21 protein-coding genes are annotated in these 20,699 nt (G+C 59.1%); 7 read left to right on the plus strand and 14 right to left on the minus strand.

Annotated features, from left to right (window positions below; genetic code table 11):
- Positions 1-8: 8 nt before the first annotated feature.
- Positions 9-1,412, minus strand: coding sequence for an aspartate aminotransferase family protein (locus ACFVTJ_RS18795; protein WP_386909967.1), 1,404 nt, complete (start codon positions 1,410-1,412; stop codon positions 9-11).
- Between the two features lie 13 nt (positions 1,413-1,425).
- Positions 1,426-2,904, minus strand: a complete 1,479-nt coding sequence (locus tag ACFVTJ_RS18800) for an NAD-dependent succinate-semialdehyde dehydrogenase (RefSeq protein WP_386909969.1) — start codon at positions 2,902-2,904, stop codon at positions 1,426-1,428.
- Between the two features lie 120 nt (positions 2,905-3,024).
- Here ACFVTJ_RS18800 and ACFVTJ_RS18805 point away from each other — a divergent pair, with 120 nt between their 5' ends.
- Genes ACFVTJ_RS18805 through phrB form a run of 3 tightly spaced genes read left to right on the plus strand, consistent with a single transcriptional unit; the run spans position 3,025 to position 5,686 of the window.
- The gene (locus tag ACFVTJ_RS18805; RefSeq protein ID WP_386909971.1) at positions 3,025-3,492 is read left to right on the plus strand and encodes an Lrp/AsnC family transcriptional regulator; all 468 of its coding nucleotides are present in this window, start codon (positions 3,025-3,027) and stop codon (positions 3,490-3,492) included.
- A 60-nt stretch (positions 3,493-3,552) separates the two neighbouring features.
- The gene (locus ACFVTJ_RS18810) at positions 3,553-4,113 is read left to right on the plus strand and encodes a GNAT family N-acetyltransferase (RefSeq protein ID WP_386909973.1); all 561 of its coding nucleotides are present in this window, start codon (positions 3,553-3,555) and stop codon (positions 4,111-4,113) included.
- A gap of 49 nt (positions 4,114-4,162) precedes the next feature.
- Entirely contained in the window at positions 4,163-5,686 is a 1,524-nt protein-coding gene (gene phrB, locus ACFVTJ_RS18815) for a (6-4)DNA photolyase (protein ID WP_386909975.1), read from the plus strand.
- A gap of 50 nt (positions 5,687-5,736) precedes the next feature.
- Here phrB and ACFVTJ_RS18820 read toward each other — a convergent pair whose 3' ends face one another.
- From ACFVTJ_RS18820 to ACFVTJ_RS18870, 11 genes are all read right to left on the minus strand, one after another.
- The gene (locus ACFVTJ_RS18820; protein ID WP_386909976.1) at positions 5,737-6,150 is read right to left on the minus strand and encodes a curlin; all 414 of its coding nucleotides are present in this window, start codon (positions 6,148-6,150) and stop codon (positions 5,737-5,739) included.
- A gap of 165 nt (positions 6,151-6,315) precedes the next feature.
- On the minus strand, positions 6,316-6,714 hold the full coding sequence (csgH, locus tag ACFVTJ_RS18825) for a curli-like amyloid fiber formation chaperone CsgH (RefSeq protein WP_386909978.1): 399 nt from the start codon (positions 6,712-6,714) through the stop codon (positions 6,316-6,318).
- 63 nt (positions 6,715-6,777) lie between these two features.
- Entirely contained in the window at positions 6,778-7,215 is a 438-nt protein-coding gene (locus ACFVTJ_RS18830; RefSeq protein WP_386909980.1) for a curlin, read from the minus strand.
- A gap of 140 nt (positions 7,216-7,355) precedes the next feature.
- A complete protein-coding gene (locus tag ACFVTJ_RS18835) occupies positions 7,356-8,165 on the minus strand; it encodes a cyclase family protein (protein ID WP_386909982.1) in 810 nt (269 codons plus the stop codon).
- A 92-nt stretch (positions 8,166-8,257) separates the two neighbouring features.
- Positions 8,258-9,370, minus strand: coding sequence for an FAD binding domain-containing protein (locus ACFVTJ_RS18840; protein ID WP_386909984.1), 1,113 nt, complete (start codon positions 9,368-9,370; stop codon positions 8,258-8,260).
- A gap of 80 nt (positions 9,371-9,450) precedes the next feature.
- On the minus strand, positions 9,451-10,698 hold the full coding sequence (locus ACFVTJ_RS18845) for an oxalate decarboxylase family bicupin (RefSeq protein ID WP_386909986.1): 1,248 nt from the start codon (positions 10,696-10,698) through the stop codon (positions 9,451-9,453).
- A gap of 1 nt (position 10,699) precedes the next feature.
- Positions 10,700-11,164, minus strand: a complete 465-nt coding sequence (locus ACFVTJ_RS18850; protein WP_386909988.1) for a hypothetical protein — start codon at positions 11,162-11,164, stop codon at positions 10,700-10,702.
- A gap of 296 nt (positions 11,165-11,460) precedes the next feature.
- Positions 11,461-11,835: a response regulator transcription factor gene (locus tag ACFVTJ_RS18855; protein ID WP_386909990.1), complete on the minus strand. Its 375-nt coding sequence runs from the start codon at positions 11,833-11,835 to the stop codon at positions 11,461-11,463.
- Positions 11,836-11,900: 65 nt separating this feature from the next.
- Positions 11,901-12,557, minus strand: coding sequence for a response regulator transcription factor (locus ACFVTJ_RS18860; RefSeq protein ID WP_386909992.1), 657 nt, complete (start codon positions 12,555-12,557; stop codon positions 11,901-11,903).
- Complete coding sequence (locus tag ACFVTJ_RS18865; RefSeq protein ID WP_386909994.1) at positions 12,550-14,130, minus strand: sensor histidine kinase; 1,581 nt, start codon at positions 14,128-14,130, stop codon at positions 12,550-12,552. Before ACFVTJ_RS18865 ends, ACFVTJ_RS18860 begins: the two co-directional genes overlap by 8 nt.
- Positions 14,131-14,389: 259 nt before the next feature.
- Positions 14,390-16,684, minus strand: coding sequence for an FdhF/YdeP family oxidoreductase (locus tag ACFVTJ_RS18870; RefSeq protein ID WP_386909996.1), 2,295 nt, complete (start codon positions 16,682-16,684; stop codon positions 14,390-14,392).
- Between the two features lie 416 nt (positions 16,685-17,100).
- On the opposite strand from ACFVTJ_RS18870, the gene ACFVTJ_RS18875 reads away from it, so the two are divergent.
- The 4 genes from ACFVTJ_RS18875 to ACFVTJ_RS18890 all read left to right on the plus strand — a co-directional run bounded on the left by ACFVTJ_RS18875 (position 17,101) and on the right by ACFVTJ_RS18890 (position 19,218).
- A complete protein-coding gene (locus ACFVTJ_RS18875) occupies positions 17,101-17,619 on the plus strand; it encodes a Dps family protein (protein WP_386909998.1) in 519 nt (172 codons plus the stop codon).
- Positions 17,620-17,638: 19 nt separating this feature from the next.
- The gene (locus tag ACFVTJ_RS18880) at positions 17,639-18,619 is read left to right on the plus strand and encodes an alpha/beta fold hydrolase (protein WP_386910000.1); all 981 of its coding nucleotides are present in this window, start codon (positions 17,639-17,641) and stop codon (positions 18,617-18,619) included.
- 65 nt (positions 18,620-18,684) lie between these two features.
- Positions 18,685-18,888 carry a hypothetical protein gene (locus ACFVTJ_RS18885; RefSeq protein ID WP_386910001.1) on the plus strand — a complete coding sequence of 68 codons (204 nt, stop codon included), beginning with the start codon at positions 18,685-18,687 and terminating at the stop codon, positions 18,886-18,888.
- 123 nt (positions 18,889-19,011) lie between these two features.
- Positions 19,012-19,218, plus strand: coding sequence for a hypothetical protein (locus ACFVTJ_RS18890; RefSeq protein WP_386910003.1), 207 nt, complete (start codon positions 19,012-19,014; stop codon positions 19,216-19,218).
- A 142-nt stretch (positions 19,219-19,360) separates the two neighbouring features.
- Here the strand turns inward: ACFVTJ_RS18890 and ACFVTJ_RS18895 are convergent, their stop codons facing one another.
- Complete coding sequence (locus ACFVTJ_RS18895; protein WP_386910005.1) at positions 19,361-20,683, minus strand: epoxide hydrolase family protein; 1,323 nt, start codon at positions 20,681-20,683, stop codon at positions 19,361-19,363.
- Between the last annotated feature and the right edge of the window lie 16 nt (positions 20,684-20,699).

The following is a 20,699-nucleotide window of genomic DNA, read 5'->3' on the forward strand; positions in this document are numbered from 1 at the left end:
ATGCTGCGTCAGATTTTTTCTCCCGCCCTCACCAAATCGTCCATAACGCTGCGGACGGCGGATTCGGCGATGGCGATGATCTCGTCCACCTCCGCCTTCGTTGTGACGAGCGGCGGTGCAAAGCCCAGAATATCGCCATGTGGCATGGCACGCGCAATAAGTCCCCCGTTGCGTGCCGCCTTCGAAACGCGTGCGCCAACCGCAAGACCCGGGGAAAATCGCGTCTTCTTTTCCCGGTCCGCCACGAATTCGATGGCGCCCATCAGACCCACGCCTCGTACTTCGCCGACGATTGGAAGTTGGGCGAACTTCGCCTTCAACTGTTCCTGGAAATAGTTGCCGACGGCGCGCGCGTTGCCGGGCAGATCTTCCTTTTCCACAATGTCGAGCACGGCGTTTGCAGCCGCCGCGCCGATCGGGTGGCCGGAATAGGTATAGCCGTGGGAGAAGGCGCCGACGCGGTCAGCACCTTCTTCCATGACCTTGTAGACTTTTTCCCCCACGATGGCACCTGAGAGCGGGAAATAGGCTGAGGTCAGACCCTTGGCGACGGTGATGAGGTCCGGTTCGATGCCATAATGCTGGCAACCGAACATCGAGCCCGTGCGGCCAAAGCCGGTGATGACCTCATCGGCTATCAACAGGACATCATATTTTTTGAGAACGTCCTGTATCGCCGACCAGTAGCCTTCTGGCGGCGGCGTGATGCCGCCCGTGCCGAGCACCGGTTCGGCAATAAAGGCGCCGATTGTGTCGGGGCCTTCGCTTAGAATGAGCGCCTCCAGTTCGTCAGCGCGCCGTTTTGAGAATTCCAGCTCTGTTTCACCGGTTTCCGCGCCCCAATAATGGTGCGGTACGCCAGTGTGCAGCACGCCAGCGCGCGGCAGGTCCATGTGGTCATGATAAAAGCTCATGCCGGTCATGGAGCCGGAAACCACGCTGCAGCCGTGATATCCCCGCTCACGGGAAATGATCTTCTTCTTCTGCGGCTTGCCTCGCAGATTGTTGTAATACCAAACGAGCTTGGCCTGGGTCTCGTTGGCGTCCGAGCCCGACATGCCGTAAAACACCTTGCTCATCTTGCCGGGTGCCATCTTCACCAGCCGGTCAGAGAGCATCGCCAATTCGTCTGTCGTGTGGGCGGCGTAGGAGTGATAGTAGGCGAGCCGATAGGCCTGACGGGAAATGGCTTCCGCCACCTCGGTGCGACCGTAGCCGACATTGACGCAATAAAGCCCGGCAAAGCCATCGATCAACTGATTACCGTGCGCGTCCTGAATGCGGATGCCCTTACCGGTTTCAACGATGGTCGGCTCCCCGAGCTTGCCGCTGGCGAAGTCCTTCAGCTGCGTGAAGGGATGCAGAACCGCATTTCGATCCATTTCCGCGATGTTTTTGATGTCGATGGTCATAGGCGGGTTCCTTTCAGGCAGCCAGATTGCCGAAGCAGACATATTTGGGTTCGAGATATTCCATTAGGCCGTGACGCGAGCCCTCGCGACCTAGGCCGGATTGTTTCCAGCCGCCGAAGGGGATCGGCGCGCCGGTAAATTTAGGTGTGTTGACGGCAACCATGCCGTATTCCAGCTGGTCGGTCAGTCGCATCGCCCGGCCGAGATCGTTGGTGTAGACATAGGCCGCAAGCCCCATCTCCGTGGCATTGGCGCGGCGAACCACCTCCCGCTCATCATCGAAGGGCAAGATGGCGGCGACCGGCCCGAATGTTTCTTCGCGCGAAATCAGCATGTCGTCCGTCACATCGGCGAGCACGGTGGGGGTGACGAAATTGCCGCCGAGCGGGCTGTCCTGCCCGCCGCAGACGAGGCGTGCGCCGGCAGACAGCGCCTGCGCGATCTGCTGACGGCACTTTTCGGCGACGGACGGCCGTGTCATCGGCCCGATGTCGATGCCCGGTTCAAGGCCGTGGCCAACGGTCAGTCGGGAGGTCGCGTCGGCAAACCGTTCAATGAAGCGGTCATAAAGCCCGCGTTGAACATAGATGCGATTTGCCGCAAGGCAGTCCTGTCCCGATGTGGCGAATTTGGCGGCGAGGCAGCCCGTCACGGTCTGGGGCAAGTCCGCATCAGCGAAGACGATGAAGGGTGCGTGGCCGCCAAGTTCCAGCGAAGCTTTCTTGATAGTCGCTGCCGATTGCGTGAGGAGAAGCCGTCCCACTTCAGTCGACCCGGTGAAGGAAAACGCCCTTACCTCCGTGTGCTCCAGCAGGCGGCGCGCAAGTGGCGCGGCTTCTCCCGGCAAAACCTGCAATACGCCGGCCGGCATGCCCGCCTCCTGCGCGAGCTTCGCCAGGGCCAGTGCCGAAAGCGGTGTTTCAGGCGCCGGTTTGACAATCATCGTGCAGCCGGCAGCAAGGGCAGCGCCCGCCTTGCGAGCGATCATCGCCGAGGGAAAGTTCCAGGGGGTGATGGCCACCGTCACACCGATCGGCTGCATCCGCACGGAAAGATTACCGCCTTTGAGGTGGCTTGGAATTGTTTCGCCGTAGGATCTCTCACCTTCGCTCGCAAACCAGTCGAGAAAGGCGGCGGCGTAGGAAATTTCGCCGAGCGATTCAGATAGCGGCTTTCCCTGTTCGGCGCTGATAATGGTCGCTAGATCGCGGGCGTTGTCGCGCATCAGCCCGCCCCACGTCCGTAGAATGTCACCGCGTTCGACCGGCAGCATGTCCCGCCACGTCACAAACGCCCTGCCAGCAGCTTCCACGGCAACGTCAACGTCATCTTCGGTGCACGCGCAAACATCGAGCAGAGGCTCGCCATTTGCCGGATCGGTGACGAGAAGCGTTTCCCGCCGTTCTATCCATTGCCCATCCAGCAATGCGCGATGCTCAACGAGGTCAGGCCTTTTCAGGCTTTTAAGCGCAACGCCGGCGATGGCTTTCATGGGCAGGCTCCTTTTCCATTGCGGGAAGCTTACCGGCAGGGCATGATCGATCGGCGGCGTTTCCTTACGCTTTCATGCAGGAATCGTGCTCTTTATGGGGTAACCACGCAGGAATTGTGCATGACCGATATCGATAGAGCCGACCGGGCGTTGCTCGAGGCCGTTCAGAAGAACAACCGACTGACCTCGGAGGAGTTGGCGAAGATCGTCAACCTCTCGCCAACCGCGTGCCAACGGCGCCTCAAACGCCTGCGTGAAGAAGGCGTCATTGAAGCAGATGTCGCCATCGTCTCGCCGAAGGCGGTGGGGCGAGGCATTACCATGATCGTACTCGTTTCACTCGAGCGCGAGCGCGCCGACATTGTCGACCGCTTCAAGGCGGCCATCCGCGCGACCCGCGAGGTGATGATCGGTTATTACGTCACGGGCGACGCGGATTTCATTCTGGTCATTACCGCCAAGGACATGGAGGACTACGAGGCTTTCACCCGCCGGTTCTTTTATGAGAACCACGATATCAAAGGCTTCAAGACCATGGTCGTCATGGACCGGGTAAAAGCCGGTTTTTCCTTTCCGATCGAGGTTTGATGACTTGCGGTTCACATGTCGCGCCACCAGATGTCCGGGATCGTTGAAAAGGCCTGATGAATGTTTCCTGAGACCTCTCTACCCATCCAGACCGGGCGGCTAACCCTTCGCCGTTTCCAGCCCGACGATTTCGCCGCCTACGCCGCGTATCACACGCGCAGCGACGTCTATCGCTTCCTGTACGCCTCGCCCCCATCGGCCGAAGTGCTGGAAGCGCAGTTCTCAGGCGTGCTTGCGGCTGCGTTTGAAAAAGACGGCGATACCCTGCGACTTGCCGTCTTCCGAGACGAGGATGCGGCGCTTGTTGGCGAGGTGCTCCTCAAAATTGCCAGCGCCGGTGCCTTGCAGGCTGAAGTCGGATACATCTTCAACCCGGCGTTTTCCGGAAAAGGTTACGCCACGGAAGCAGTGAGGGCGATGATAAGCTTTGGTTTCAGGGCGCTTGGTTATCACCGCATTTTTGCGCGTCTTGATGCGTTTAACCGTGGATCAATCGGCGTCGTTGAACGTTTGGGCATGCGCAAGGAAGCGCATCTGATCGAGAACGACCGGTTCGACGGCGTATGGGGTGACGAGTTCATCTACGCGGTGCTGAACAGGGAGTGGGCGTCCGGGTCTTGATATGTTCGCCAATGACGTCGCAGCGGCGTCCGTTTGAAGGAAACCGCCATTGTCCCGACTGATCCTGATCCTCGGCGATCAATTGTCCCACACGATCTCGTCGCTGGAGGGGGCGGACACGGCGCTTGATACAATTCTGCTCTGTGAGGTGATGGCCGAGGCCACCTATGTCGGGCACCACAAAAAGAAGATCGCCTTCATTTTTTCCGCCATGCGCCATTTCGCGTTCGAGTTGCGCGATGCTGGATACAGGGTGCGTTACACGAGGATTGATGACGAGTGCAATGCGGGATCGTTCACCGGTGAGATCGCGCGGGCCATTGCCGAGTTAAGTCCGTCAGGGATATGCGTCACGCAAGCAGGCGAATGGCGCGTCAAGTCGGAACTAGAGGCGCTCGCAGCCGCCTTCGACCTTCCGGTCGATATCAGACCCGACAGGCGCTTCCTTGCCACCCACGAGGAGTTTCAGCGCTGGGCCGAAGGCCGGAAAAGCCTGACGATGGAATATTTCTATCGTGAGATGCGGCGAAAGACCAGGCTGCTGATGCAGGGTGACGAACCGGTCGGTGGTCGCTGGAATTTTGATGCGGAGAACCGCAATCCGGCAAAGCCCGACCTGTTGAGACCCAGACATCCCGTCTTCGAGCCGGACGAGGTGACGAGGGAAGTGATTGATACTGTCGCGCGGATGTTTCCCAACAATTTCGGCACGCTGAAAAACTTCGGCTTTGCGGTCACTCATAAAGAAGCCGAGCGCGTCCTGGCGTCCTTTATCGACGATTTCCTTCCAAATTTTGGCGCAACGCAGGACGCCATGTTGCAGGACGATCCTTTTCTCAATCACTCGCTTTTATCGTTCTACATCAATTGCGGATTGCTTGATGCGCTGGAGGTCTGCCAGCGGGTCGAGCGGGCCTATCTTGACGGCGGGGCGCCTCTCAATGCCGCAGAAGGCTTTATTCGACAGATCATAGGCTGGCGGGAATATATGCGCGGTATCTACTGGTTTGCCGGGCCGGACTATGTCGACAGCAACTTCTTCGGAAACGACAGGCCGCTGCCGGGTTTTTACTGGTCCGGCAAGACGCACATGAACTGTATGGCCACCGTTATCACGGAAACCATCGAGCACGCCTATGCTCACCATATCCAGCGTCTGATGATCACAGGTAATTTCGCGCTTCTGGCTGGCATCGATCCGAAGGCCGTCCATCAATGGTATCTCGAAGTTTATGCCGACGCCTATGAATGGGTTGAACTGCCAAACGTCATCGGCATGAGCCAGTTCGCCGATGGTGGCTTTCTCGGCACTAAACCCTACGCTGCCAGCGGAAACTACATCAACCGCATGTCAGATTATTGCGGTGCCTGCCGTTACGATCCCAAGGAGCGGCTGGGAGAGAAAGCCTGTCCATTTAACGCTCTCTATTGGGATTTTCTTGCGCGCAATCGTGACAGGCTGAAATCCAATCACCGTCTGGCGCAACCCTACGCCACCTGGGCCCGCATGAGCGAGGACATTCGCCACGATCTGAGGGCGAAGGCTGCCGCTTTCCTGCGAAGGCTGGACTGACGCTTGGGGGAAGTACATGCCGGATCAGGCCGCGCGCGCATCGTTGCTATTTACCAGCCGTAACTGAATGTCAGCCCGCTGCCATTATCCCCATCCTGAACCACATTGGTTTCTGTGTTGCGCCCATACTGGAAAATGCCATAGGCATTGTTGTTGCCATTCTGCTGCAGCGTCGCGGAATGGCCGTTGCCGCGTTGCCGGATAAAGCCGAGATTGCCGCCGCCATTCTGGGCGATGCCCGCCGCATTGCCACGGCCCAACTGCTTTATGTCGGCATCCCTAAAGTTGCGGTAAAGCGAATAGGCGCGCAGCCCGGTCGAAAGCAGGTCGCCATCAGCGCTGTTGCCGGGTGCAAGATCGAAGGAGATACGGCCGCCGGCATGGGCGGGCGCTGCAAATCCGAGCGGCGTAAGGCCACCGACAAGCAGGATAACGGTAAGAAGTTTCAATATGTTGCGGGTCATTCTTATCTCCATCTGTCAGCGCCTTGCCGATGATCCATAATCGCATCCCGCAACTGAACCCGATCGGAATTACCCATTCACATCGCGTTCAGTCACTCGGTGCGCGCAAAAGAAAAGGGCGCCTGAACGGGCGCCCTCTTGGTAAAGTCGGAGGCGTGCGGTAACTTAGTCACTGCCGATCTGCTTCGTGCAGCTATAGTTCCTGCCATCGATCACGAGATCGAGCACCGCCTTGTAGCGGGCTCCCTTCGCATCGAGCGTCACCGAACTTAACAGCTGCGATCGTCCGGCCGCGGCGTTGAAGTCGCCACCCTGGTTGATGACGGAACTACCGGCGCCGCCTGATTTTTCGACGTGGAAAGCGTAAGTCCCGCCGGCACTGGCATCACCCTTGGCAACGGCCTCCAGCTTGACCATGCCCGCTTGCGGTGTTGCCTTGATCTCGCAGAACTGCCCGTCGGCCGGTTCCTTTGCGGTCGATATGGCCGCAACGGCGCCGAAAGGAAGCAGGGCAGCTGCAAGGATTGTCGCCAGGCGGCGTGGATGTCTGGCATTATGGGGCATGGCTTGTCTCCCTGATGATCTGATGTTCCGATCTAGGCCAGTTTCACGTCATCGCGCAGCCGCTTATGGGCAGGCCTGCACGAAGGCTGCGACATTGTCGTTACCGCCCTGGTTCACATTGGCGCTGCAGCCGCGGCCAACCTGAACACCGGCCGCAATGTTGCCGTTGCCGTCCTGGGTCAGGATGGTGGTGTGATTGGAGCCGAACTGCCCGATGCCGGCCACGTTGCGGCTGCCGTTCTGGTAGGTGGAGCCATAATTGTCATGCCCTTCCTGACCGACAGCCGAAAGGTTGTGACGACCATACTGGTGTCCGACGATCCGGTTGTAGCCGCCGTTCTGGTAGGTGCGGATCCGGTTGCCATAACCTTCCTGTGCGCCGCCGGCAGAGTTGGACCAGCCATATTGTTCGATGCGCACATCATTGGCCATGGCGGGCACTGCGGCAGAGAGGCCAACGAGAGCAACGAGTGCGCTTGCAATGAAAGACTTCCGGATCATGACTTGTCTCCTCAGGCGGATGGGACCGCGGTTGAACGTCTTTGTTTTAGACGGTCCCGTTGGAACGGAAGCTGAAGAGACTATTCAGTCGGAGTTCATGCGCCGGCACCCACCGGTTGCTCTTGTCGGATGTGCAGCTATCAGACCAGAGCCAGGATACGCGCCGGCCCACCCGTTCCGCCGCGATGTTTCGGTGCGCCGACGATTATGGTCGCGCCCTTGACCGGCAGAGCCTCGAGGTTGTTCAGGCCTTCGATCCCGTATCGACCCGCCGGGAGCCAGGAATTATGCACGGCGAAATCCGCGGAGTTGCCGGGGTCCAGCGAAAGCGTGTCGACGCCGATAGCGACCGTATCGCGCTCAAGCAGAAGGTCGGTTGCGGATTTGCCGAAACCGGGGAAGGCGAATTTTCCGGCGTCGTCATTTCGGAATGACGGGGACTTCACTTTCGCGGCCCAGCCGGAGCGCAAAGCCACGATTGCACCTGCCGGTATGTCGCCATTTGCAGAAATCCAGCGCTCGATATCTTTGGCTTCAACCGTGGAATTGGCATCATCCTTCGCGCGGTCGGTGATGTCGATGATGACCAGCGGCGCGACAAGTTTCTGCGGTTCCAGCTGATCGACGCTCGCGCCGCTGGCGCTGAAGTGGAACGGTGCATCGATATGTGTGCCCGTATGTTCGTAGATCGTGAGCTTGTGAAGCTGATATCCGCTCTTGGCGATCTCTTCCGCCCACTCGAACTCTATTCCCGGTTTGCCGTCGAATGTGGGAAAGGTGGAATCGTAGCTATGGGTGAGATCGATGATCTGCCGGGGTGATTGTGCCAGCACCGGGGCCGCGAGGCTGCCCGCCGCCATGGCCGTCACGCCGGCGACAGCGCCCTTGAACAGCAGACGCCGTGACAGCATGTTTCGTTTCACGTTCTCGATCACGCAGCTATTGCACATGCCTCAGTCCCTCCATTGAAAAATCCCTGTGCAAGCGTAGCGCAAAGGTGGAGTGAAGCAAGGCGGGAGTGTTGCTGATTTTTGACCCGTGTTTACATCGCGGTTTCGGCGAGCCGCCGTCCATAGGCGGCAATGGACCTGCCCACCGGCAGGCGGGCTCTCTGATAGTGAGAGAGGGCACCGGGCAGATTCCCCGTTTGCCGCAGGGCATCGCGCAGCGCCATTGCGTCGCCCGCGGCCTTGGAGACGCCCATGGCCGTGTGAGGACGGACGACAAAGGCGGCATCTCCGACCAGCGCGATACGCTGCGACACCATCTGTTCGGCTTCATAGTCAAAGATACCCTGGATGGATGGGTTTTCCTCCGCTTCCACCGCGAGCGCCAATTGTGGCGGCAGAAGCGAAAAGGCGTCTTCGCGCAATTGCTTTCGGCGGTTCTCCGACAGTTCGCCGCGCGGCAAGGAATGTTGGAAAAGCCTGCCGTCACGGCCGGTGAAGGTTCGAGCAAGCTCATCCGTCGCTGTCGGGCGATACCAGACCCAGTTGTAGCGCCGCTGTTCCTGCCGCGTTTCGCCAAGTGGCCCGGGCACAAGATAACCGAGAACATGAATTCCAGGGGCGATGTAGAAGGCGAAACGTTCCAGCAGCAGGGCTGCATCGGCAGGCAATTTCGTTTCGGGGATCAGCCCTCGCCAGGCGACATAGCCTGCATAGGCATTTTCCGAATGACGGTTGACGGCACTCCGGATTGCCGAACCCAAACCATCCGCGCCGATTACCAGATCGGCGCGCTCGTCCGTGCCGTCGGCGAAGGACAGTATCACCCCTTCGGGACGTTCAAGAACCGCGTTGACATGATGGCCGAGACGATAGGTGCCGGCAAGGAGGCGCGAGGATACGCGCTCAAAGAGGTAGTCCCACGATACCTGCATCTGCGGCGTGTATTGGCGCTGGGCCACGCGGCCACCAGCATCGAGGTAGATGCGTTCCTTCGCGACCACACCGACATGGGCGACGTCTTCGCAGCCGATCTGGCCGAGAACCTCAAACAGGTCCTGCTGAGGCACCAGTCCCGCGCCACGCCCGGCAAGGCCGGAGGATGAGCGTTCGTACACTCTTACATCGTGCCCGTCCTCCTGAAGCAATATTGCCGTAAAGATGCCGGCAAGCGAGCCGCCGGCGATCCGGATTGTCAATGGTTTCATGGCCCGTTCCTGTCTTTCGAGTTTTGTATTGGTGCGGAACTCCCGGCGGATCGGGTCTGCCGAAACGCCGGTCAATATTTTCAGCCGGGCATGATCGCAGGCTGGTTGGCGGGAAATTTCGCCACATCCTCAATGCTAACGTTCAGGTGCTGCGCCACCAGCGCCGGCGGGGTGTGCGTTAGCCAGGATGAGAGGCTGACCTCCTGGTATTCGGCAGCCTTGAAGACCGCGACGAATTGCAGATCGGTCTTCCCGGTGTTTTCGATGATGTGGCCCTGGCTTCTTTTCACGTAACCAATATCGCCGGCACGGAAATCGGCGGTCTGGCTGCGTGGCCCCGCGTCGAACACGGTCATCCGGCCTTCACCCTTGATCCAGTATTGCCATTCGTCCGCATTGGGGTGCCAGTGCATTTCACGCACGCCGCCCGGCCTGATGGTTTCGATGGCGGCGGCAATGGTTTTGGAAACGGTGAAGGCGCTGCTATCCGCAAGGCGAATGACGCCGGCTGCGTTTTCCTTCAGCGGTTTTGATGTCCCGAGTTTGTAGGTGAAGGGGAAAGGAGGGAGACCGGCTCCGGCAACGGCTTCCTGATCACTGGAGAGCGGTCCCGGCTCCTTGCCCTGAAAGATCCAGAGATTCTGCAGCGGAATGTTGCGGAAGACGTCCGGCGCGACCCCGAAATTCTTGGCCAGCAGTTCGGGTGAGGTATGCGCCAGCCAGTCGGTCAGCAGCAAGGTGCCGTATTCGGACTGGTCGCCCTCATCGAACACGATGACGAATTCGCATCCGTCAGGCCCAAGCCCTTGCAGCGAATGGGGATAGCCGGCAGGAAAATACCAAAGATCACCAGCCTCGACGTCCTGCACATAGGCGCGACCCTGCGTATCGAGCACGGTGATGCGGCAACGCCCGTTGGTCACGATCGCCCATTCTGCCGCCCGGTGCCAGTGCATCTCGCGAATGCCGCCCGGTCCCAGCCGCATGTTGACGCCCGAGACGGCATCCGAAATCGCGAAATCCGACTTGGTCACCTGGCGGGCCCAGCCGCCGTTCTGGATACGTTTGGCGGCGTTGTTGAACGAGCCCCAGAAAAGCTGCATGTCGCCGACATCGGTCGCCGGTGGGCTCTGGAAAGAAGGGAACTGGTCGTTGATTGCAGGGTTCTTCGGGCCGGGATCGCTAAGGCCGGCGGCATTGGCATTGATTGCTCCCTCGGCGGGCTGATCGGGATTGCCGAACGATGCTGCTCCTGCCGTGCTGGCGGCAAGGGCGGTGCCGCCGACAGCGCCGATTGCGAGGACTGCGCGTCTGGTCAACGTTTCCATTTCAGAACTCCTTGTTCATGGCGAGTTGGGACGAGGTGTCGATAGGGTGGAGTTGTGATGCGAGCTGGAGCACCGCGATGCGGTCGATCAGCTCGGCATTGAAGAGGCGGTGCTGCAACTGACAGAAGGCTCTGGGATCGAACGTGTCGTGCCGGTCCGTCTTCTGGGCGGCGCGAGTGGCGACGCAGGACGTCCTGTCAATCGCCGGAACAGCCACGCCTTCACGCGCATTGCTGTCGGCCGCCACGGGGGCGGAAAGTCCGGCGAGCCCGCCAATCGTCTGCGGCGTGAAGATGCGGAAGCCGCTCGCCAATGCGACCTCTTCGGAGGCTGCAAGCACCGGTTCGGTATTCCTGATCAGGAGAGCATTGCCACCGAGCACCGCGACCGCACCCAATGCCAGCACCATTGCGACTTTGAGATGATGAGGTTCGCGCCTGTCTGCATTCTGACTGATGGAGGTCATACCCTGCTCCACAAAATGGGTGATGGTGTCGCAAGGGCCGTCCGGTAGGGAGGCGCTTGACTGGGACAAAGGCTACGGCGGGATGACGGCGCCAGCATCTATACTGAGGTCTAGTTCGTATAGCGGAAGGTGTTGGCGGCAGGACAACTGCCGAAAGGCATTTGCTCAACGGCAAAATATGCTCGGACGGCAGGGCGTCTGAGCATGAAGTCGTCACGGATGTTCGTCAGGCGGGAGCGGTCAGCGCGATGGAAGGTGGTCCAGTCGCCCTATTGCGGCCGAGCGGCACGCTGCGGTCAGGGCTGCGGATTGAGAACGGATTCCAGGCATCCGATCAGCTTGCCGATATTGACCGGCTTGCGAAGAAAGGCCAGAGCGCCACCGCTCAGGGCAGCATTCCGGGTTCGCTCATCCTCGTAGGAGGTTACGAAGATCATCGGCGGATGGCTGCCGCGTCGGTTCAGCTCGCTCTGCAGTTCGATGCCGGACAGACCGGGCATTTTTACATCCACGACGATACAGTCGATGCCCGCCTGCTGCTTCGATTCCAGGAATTCTTCGGCAGAAGCAAACAGGCGGCATTCGTAACCGAAGGATATGATGAGATCATCCATCGCTTCACGGATGGCTGGATCGTCGTCGACGACGGCAATGACGGGAACGGGGGGCAATGAAAGCGACCTTTTCTGTTATCTTTCTTCCTCTATGCCCTCAGGCCCCTTTGAAAGATACCATACTAAGATACAGGTGGTCGGAGCTTCTCGCCGATCAGTTCCGCTTTACGCACGAGGTCGGCGACCGATCTGGCCTCCATTTTGCGCATGACATTGCCCCGGTGCAATTTCACGGTGACCTCGCTGATACCGAGTTCATAAGCGATCTGTTTGTTCATCAGGCCGCGGACAACAGCGCCCATGACCTCGCGCTCCCTTGGGGTCAGCTGATCGGCAAGAGAGCTGACAGCCTCGTTCTGGGCGCTTTCGCGTCGTCGTGACGCATCCCGCTCCATCGCCTGCGCGACGGCATCCAGAATGTCCTGTTCCTTGAACGGCTTGGTCAGAAAATCGACGGCTCCCGCTTTCATTGCTCGCACGCTCATTGGAATATCACCGAAGCCGGTCATGAAAATGATCGGCATCCTGTTACCCACGCGTTCCAGCTGCATCTGGAAATCAAGACCGCTTGTGCCCGGAAGCCGCACGTCCAGCAGCAGGCAGCCGTGCCGGTTCAGATTGGCTTTTTCTAGGAAAGCGGCGGCGCTGTCGAAGGCTTCGACGTCGAATTTCATGGAGCGGAAAAGATCGGTCAGGGCTTCCCGCATCGACACGTCGTCATCGACGATGAAGACGACGGGTGAGGGCGGCTCCTTCGTTGTCTTGCGTGGTTCAGGCATGTTCCATCTCCTGGCTGATCGGCATGGAAATGGTAAAGACCGCCCCGCCGAGAGGGTGATTGTCACCGGTGAGCCTGCCGCCCCGTGCTTCCAATGTGGTGCGGCATATGGAAAGCCCCATGCCCATTCCCGTCTCCTTCGTCGTGAAAAAGGGTGAAAACAGCTTGTCTTTCATCTGAAGCGGGAAACCAGGCCCATTGTCGCGAACCGCAATCCGAATATTGTCGCTGTCTTTACGTTCCTTCAGTACCGTGATGGTGCGATTGCCGATGCCTGCCTCGTCCATGGCCTGAATGGCATTGGTGAAGAGGTTGATGAGAACCTGCTGCAATTCGATCCTGACGGCCGTTATCGGCGGTGTGGGCTGTTTTTCCACATGGACCGTGGTCCCGCTGCGTTCCAGCTCATGTTCGAGAAGGCTGAGTGTTTCATCGATGAATTCATCGAGGTCGAAGGTCTCCACTTTGCCGCTCGTATGGGCGAGCAGGCTACGCGTGTTCTGGATGATGTCACTGGCCCTCTGGCCGTCGCGGATCATGCGTTCGGCTGAGCGGCGGGCGGCCGCGAGATCGGGCGGATCGCGATCGAGCCAGCGCAGCAATGTCTGGGCATTGACGATGATGGCGCCGAGCGGCTGGTTCAACTCGTGGGAGAGCGATGCAGACATGGCGCCGACAGCCGCCGCCTTGGAAGCCTTTGTCAGTTCCGCCTGTGCTTCTGCCAGCGCCTTCAGCTCCATTTCGCGTTGGGTGATATCCACCATGCTGACCACGACGCGGTTGAAGGACGCCGCTTCCGCAGGGAAACTGATGGAAAGAAGAACCAGCTTGTCTTCGCCGCTTTCGGTGCGCACCATAACCTTGTCTTCAAAGACACGCCGGTTGTCGATAATCGCCTGCAACACATCAACGAACTTGCCGGCGGATGAAACGATCGATTGCTGGAGGGTGCCGCGGATCGAGGAGTCGTAGCCGAGCATTTCCTTGCCGGCTTCGTTGGAAGCAACGACCGTGATGAGATCGATGCATTTCTGCGCAAAACCCGGATTGGCGCGTGCATGGGCGTGCATGTCGGTGATGCCCTGCTGCTTGAGGCCCATCAACAGGGTGTGGAGCTTCGAATAGTCCCGCTCCCAGAGTGCAACGCGCGTGCGATCAAAAATCGATCGATAGCGTTCCTCGCTTTCCTTCAGCGCTGCGTTGGCAGACAACATCGCCAGCCGCGCGGTTTCCGTTTTCAGAAGCAGAATGGTCGTGACGGCAAGTGCGGCAAGGGCGACGACCAATCGAAGGGCCGATTGAAAATCCGCGTCCTCTGCGTGCGTCGCGGCATAGGACAAAAGGGAAAGAATGGCACAGATGCAGGAGATTGCGATCAGTCCCGACCAGCTCAGAGCCTGTGCGGCCAAAAGGACCGTGATCACATAAAGCACCGCGATCGCGCCTTCTATGTCGGTATATGTATCGACGTAAAATACCGCGGCCGCCAGCGCCAGCGCCCCAAGGCCAAAGGCGAGATGATGCGCTCCGCCTTCCGGCTCGCGAGCACGAAACATCATTGATGCAATCGACATTGTTCCCCCGATGCGATTTTTGAAGACAATACGGGTTTTTAAGCACAACCTGACCTATACATAGGTCTTGGTCGCCCCGTCGTCGAAGCATCAGGATAGCGGGAAAACAGTGCGGCGCTAAATCGAAAAATCTGCATAGACGAACCGGCATCCACAGGCCAAGCAAGATGGCCAGTGGCGACGTTTCCGTGATGTTGACACCGGTAGCGGCAAGAAAAGCGCGCAGCGACCGCCGCCTTGCGCGCCTGTCTCGCGCTTGTCAGGTCGACGCCGGGCTTATGGTGATCGGAACCCCCTTGTAGGAGGGCGTTCCGGACAGGCGATCATAATGGCCAAGCGCCACCACCGCATTCATCTCCGGATAATAACCGGCCGCCGAACCCTTGGGGATATTGTATTCGACGGCGGTAAAGCCCCGCACGAGATGTCTGTCTGCGCTTTCTACGCCGATGCCGTGAATGTCGATGCGATCGCCATCCTTCAGGCCGCGCTCGGCAAGATCCTGCCGGTTCATGAAGATGACGTCCCTACGACCGAAGACACCGCGATAGCGGTCATCCATGCCATAGATCGTCGTATTGTACTGGTCGTGGCTGCGGATGGTGGTCAGGACGAGGGCGTCCGGATTGGAGATGAGCGGATCTTCCTCAAGCCCAGCGGCGACGAGGAAGTTCGCCTTGCCACTCTCCGTATTCCAGCGACGGAAGGACGCCGCGACATCAAGGCGGAAACCGCCCTTCACCCGTACGCGGCTGTTGAAATCCCGAAAATCGGGAAAGACCACTTCGATCTTGTCACGGACGCGGTCGTAATCGGCAATCAGCCCGTCCCAGTCAATTCCGTAACGGTTTCCAATGGTCGCCTTGGCAATGCCGGCAATGATGGCCGGCTCCGATCTAACAAGCTCTCCTGGCGGGTTGAGAAAGCCGCGCGAGGCATGCACCATCGACATCGAATCTTCGACGGTCACGGCCTGCGCACCAGAAGCCTGCGTATCCAGATCGGTGCGACCGAAACAGGGCAGGATCAGCGATGTCTTTGCCGTCAGAAGATGCGAACGATTGAGTTTTGTTGCAATGTGGACGGCAAGATCGAGTTTGCGCATGCCCTCGAAGGTTGCGCCGGTATCCGACATGGCCACGGCGAGGTTTCCGCCAAGGCAGACGAGCGCCCGGGATTTTCCGGCAATGATCGCCTCGATGGCTTCGATAGCATTATGGCCCTTCTCCGCGGGCGGGCGAAAACCGAAAGCGCGCTCCATGCCGTCGAGCAGCGCCTTGTTCGGGATTTCGGTGATGCCGACAGTGCGGTCTCCCTGCACGTTGGAGTGACCGCGAATGGGCGCAATTCCGGCACCGGGGCGGCCCATATTACCGCGCAGCAGCAACAGGTTTGCGATCTGCTGCACATTGCCGGTACCCTTGGCGTGCTGCGTGATGCCCATGCCGTAACAGATGATGACATTAGAGGCGTTCACGTAAATCCGGGCAGCGCTTTCAATCGCCTCTTTCGTCAATCCGCTGACGGAACAGATGATGTCCCAGGGGGTCGCGTCGATGTCGGCGCGCAGCGCGTCGAGACCGGTCGTGTGTTCCTCGATGAAAGCTCGGTCGAGCACGCCGCCGCCACCTGCATCAAGGTTTTCGCCATCCAGCTCGAAAACCGCTTTCATGATGCCCTTGAGCGCGGCGAGATCGCCGCCGGTGCGGAGCTGATGGTAGGCAGAGGCGATGGGCGTCGAGGACAGCGTCGCCATTTCGATCGGGTCCTGCGGTGCGGCGAAGCGTTCCAGCGCCCGTTCCTTCAGCGGGTTGAAGACGACGATCGGTACGCCGCGTTTGGCGGCATTATGCAGCGTCGTCATCATCCGGGGATGGTTGGTGCCGGGATTGTGGCCGAAGCTGAAGATCGCGTCGGCATGATCGAAATCCTCCAGCGTCACCGTGCCTTTGCCCACGCCGATGGACTGCGGAAGGCCAACGCTGGTGGCCTCGTGGCACATGTTGGAACAGTCAGGAAAATTATTCGTCCCATAGGCACGAACGAAAAGCTGATAGAGAAACGCAGCCTCGTTGGACGCCCGGCCGGAGGTGTAGAATTCCGCCTTGTTGGGATCATCGAGCCTGTTGAGTTCCTGCGCGATCAGAAGGAAGGCATCGTCCCAGGCTATTGGCTCATAGCGATCGCTCGCGGCATTGTAATGCAGGGGGAGGGTTAGCCGGCCGGCATCCTCAAGCTTGTGATCCGTCCATTGCCACAGTTCGGAAACCGTATGCTGCGCGAAGAACTCCGGCCCGGATCGTTTCGCGGTCGATTCCCAGGTGATGGCCTTGGCGCCGTTTTCGCAGAATTCGAAGGATGAGGTGTGTTTGGGATCGGGCCAGGCGCAGCCGGGACAGTCGAAACCCTCCGGCTGATTGGCCTTGAGCAGCGTCATGGTGCCCTGCGCAATGATCTGCTGATGTGCGAGCGTCTTCGCGACGGCCTTCAATGCATCCCAGCCACCGGCGGGATGATCGTATCGTTCAATACCTTCCGGTCGTTCTTCTGCCATGTTGGAGATTCCTTCGATTGTGCGAATTGACGATACTCATGTTGAGTGACGCTAACGCAACTGCGAGGGCGTAAACATAATACTCAGGCATAGGTTGCCTCCAGACGCGCGACTGGAACGAAAAAAAGCCGCCTCCTGCAACAGGGGCGGCCTTGGCGGATCGGGAGGGAGATCCGCGCTCCGGGGGAGGGGGACACCGGAGTTTCTGGCTTCTGCGAGCCGATCGCCCTGGGGCGGGGGCGACAGGCAGAAACTATCGCAGGCCCGGCTTGGCCGTAACTACACTTAGGTATCGGCTGGACTGTACAAGCAGCCGATTTCTCCGGACCCATTCTTCTTCCTATTCTCCGTGCCGATCAGACAGCCGCAACAGGGGCGCTCAACAACGAGCGGTCGATTGCCAAAGGAGAACGATCATGGACACGACCACAGCTGCCAAGAACCGCAAGCTTCCACTCGCAACGCCGACCGATCTCGGAGCGGAGGCGAGCCGCGACATCGCCGCTGCGCTGACCGCGCTTCTAGCGGATGTATTCACGCTCTACATCAAGACCAAGAACTTCCACTGGCACGTTTCCGGACCGCATTTCCGGGACTATCACACGCTGCTGGACGAACAGGGCGCTCAGATCTTTACAATGACCGACGACATTGCCGAAAGGGCGCGCAAGATCGGCGGCACAACCATCCGCTCCATAGGCCATATCGCCCGCGTCAAGCGTCTCCTCGATAATGACGCCGACTTCGTCACGCCGGAGGATATGCTGGCCGAACTGCGCGAGGACAACCAGCAGCTGACCGCCATCCTGCGGCAGACGCACAGCCTGACCTCCGACCTCAATGACCACGCCACCACCAGCCTGATCGAAAACTGGATCGACGAAACGGAGCGCCGCACCTGGTTCCTGTTCGAAACCACCCGCCGCGCGCGCTGAAGCCGGGCAGGAAAACGAAATGACCGACAATCCCATCGAGCTCGCGATTTCCAGACGGCATGTCCTGCTGGCCGGCGCCGTGCTTTCCACCGCGATGGCCGTGCCGTCGCCCGCATTTTCAAAAACCATCCCATCCCGCAACGAAGGAACATTTCCAATGACCGAATCATTCGTAAAGACCAAGGACGGCGTCGAAATCTATTTCAAGGACTGGGGTCCGAAGGATGCCCAGCCGATCGTGTTCCATCACGGCTGGCCGCTGTCCTCCGACGACTGGGATGCACAGATGCTGTTCTTCGTTCAGAACGGTTACCGCGTGGTGGCGCATGACCGCCGCGGCCACGGCCGTTCGCAACAGGTTAGCGACGGCCACGACATGGATCATTATGCCGCCGACGCATCCGCCGTTGCCGAACACCTCGATCTCAGGAATGCGGTTCATATCGGTCACTCGACGGGCGGCGGTGAAGTCGCACGTTATGTCGCCAAATTCGGCGAACCGCAGGGCCGGGTCGCCAAGGCCATCTTCGTCTCCGCCGTTCCGCCGCTGATGCTGAAGACGCCTTCCAATCCCGGTGGCCTGCCGATCGAAGTCTTCGACAGCTTCCGCAAGGGCGTGGCCGAGAACCGCGCCCAGTTCTTCCTCGACGTGCCGACCGGTCCGTTCTACGGTTTCAACCGTCCGGACGCCAAAATCTATCCCGGTGTCATCCAGAACTGGTGGCGTCAGGGCATGATGGGTGGCGCAAAGGCCCATTATGACGGCGTGAAGGCCTTTTCCGAAACCGATCAGACCGAGGACCTGAAGGCGATCACGGTGCCGACGCTCGTTCTCCACGGCGATGACGACCAGGTCGTGCCGATCGCGGATTCGGCCGAATTGTCAGTCAAGCTTCTGAAAAACGGCACGCTGAAGGTTTACAAGGGTTATCCGCATGGCATGCTGACAACCCATGCCGACATCATCAATCCCGATCTGCTGGCCTACGTGAAGGGCTGATCGTGTAAACGGCCCCTACCTGCAGAAGCGGGTGGCGGCCAATTTCTCGTAAGTAGGAGATTTCGATGCCGTTCAAGCCATCTTATGAAGACCTTGCCCTTCGGGACGGCATCGCAAGCCTGCCCGAGATGGAGAATATTCAGCTTGAGCTTCCTCTCCCCCGCCAGGCCGATGCGGAAAATCGGGTCGACGCAGGGCGGGGGACAGCTCAGTCACGTCACGAAACCGAATTGCCGACCGGACCATTCGGTCGCCGTCGTCAGCAGTAGCCTATTGTATCTGAAACCGGTCAAGCTACATGCCGGTACCATTTCCAGGCCTCTTTGGAAAACTCCGGACATAACACCTCTCCATCTATTGGCGTAGCGTCGCTATCAAGGTGGAGATCCGATATGACCAACGAAGCAGTATCGCTTCTGTCGATCCGCAAGGTTTTGAACGAGTTCTGCGAAGATAATCGCCTGCCGATCGGAAGCGCGATGGCAATCGACGCGGCAAAACACCTGATCTCGATTGCATCCACTGACGCCGTTCCCAGATCGATGCTCCGATCGTCGCTGGATCAATGGATGGCCGGACGGATCGCCGTCGCGGCCTGAAACGTCTCTGCCTCATATAGGGAAAGCCGTTCCTCGATGTCTGTCGAGGGACGGCTTTTTTCCTGCTGAAATGCCTAGGGCTAAACCGGGCAATATAGCGATGAAGCGCGGCCCGGGGGACGCGCTTCTAACGTAACGGCTCTTAGCGCAGCTTCCTGAAAGCGTCCCGAACCTCACGCGAGAAAATATCGGGCTGCTCCCAGGCTGCGAAGTGTCCGCCGTGATCCACCTGATGATAATAGGTGAGTGACGGATAGGCCTGCCTGCTCCAGCTCTCGGGTGCCTGATAAATCTCTTTCGGGAAAACCGTGATGCCGACGGGGATTTTGATGTCCCGGGTCTTCTGGGCGTCCGCGCTGAAGTTGTTATTGTTGTTTTCCCAGTAGAAGCGCGCGCCGGACGCGCCGCTGCTGGTCAACCAGTAGAGCGTGATGTCATTGAGCATTTCGTCTCTGGAAAGCACGTTTTCGGGCTCACCATTGCTGTCGCTCCACTGCACGAACTTCTCATAGATGAACGATGCAAGGCCGCTGGGGGAATCGGAGAGCGAATATCCGATCGTCTGAGGTCGTGTCACCATCATGGCGCCATAGGCCGCGTTCCGGCCGAAAAACTCCTGCAGCGCATTATAGGCATTTAGTTCGGGTGTCGAAAGATCGGCCGGTGCCGGATCACCGCTGTTGATACCCTTCATCAGCGCTCCGGGAACGGTGGCCGGCATATTAAGGTGAATGCCAAGCAGACCCTTTGGAGCCTGGCGTGCGAGCGCATCTGAAATGACCGAACCATGGTCGCCGCCCTGGGAGACATAACGAGTGTAGCCCAGTCGTTTCACAAGGGTATCCCATGCGTGAGCGACGCGCTCCGGTCCCCAGCCGAGATCGGTCGGGTGGCCTGAAAAACCATAACCGGGGATGGAGGGAATGATCACGTCGAATGCGTCTTCTGCCTTGCCGCCGTAAGCGGTCGGATCCGTCAGTGGGCCGATAACCTTCGTGAATTCGAAGATTGAACCTGGCCAGCCATGGGTGAGGATGACAGGCAGGGAGTTGGGATGGCGCGAGCGGACGTGAATGAAGTGAATGTCGACGCCATCGATCCTGGTGATGAACTGCGGGAACGCGTTCAGTTCTTTCTCGGCTTTCCGCCAGTCATAATCGCCGCCCCAATATTGAACGAGGTCCTGAACCCGCGCCAGCTGAATGCCCTGGGAGATATCGCCCACGGTTTCCTTGTCCGGCCAGCGTGAATTCCTGATCCTGGTCTTTAGGTCGTCAAGCTGTGATTGCTCAACACGGATCTGGAACGGCCGGATGCCGTCATCGTCGGGTGCAGTGTCGGATTGATGTGGTTTGCCGCTCTCGACAGCAATAGCTGGCGTGAAGGCGATGAGGATAGCCATGGCAGACCCAAGGGCGATGGCGGTTGTGGGGCCTCTTTTTGCAGGGGTGATGATGTCGGTCATATTTATCTCCATCTGA

Source organism: Agrobacterium sp. NPDC058088, from assembly GCF_042885035.1.
Classification (GTDB): domain Bacteria; phylum Pseudomonadota; class Alphaproteobacteria; order Rhizobiales; family Rhizobiaceae; genus Agrobacterium.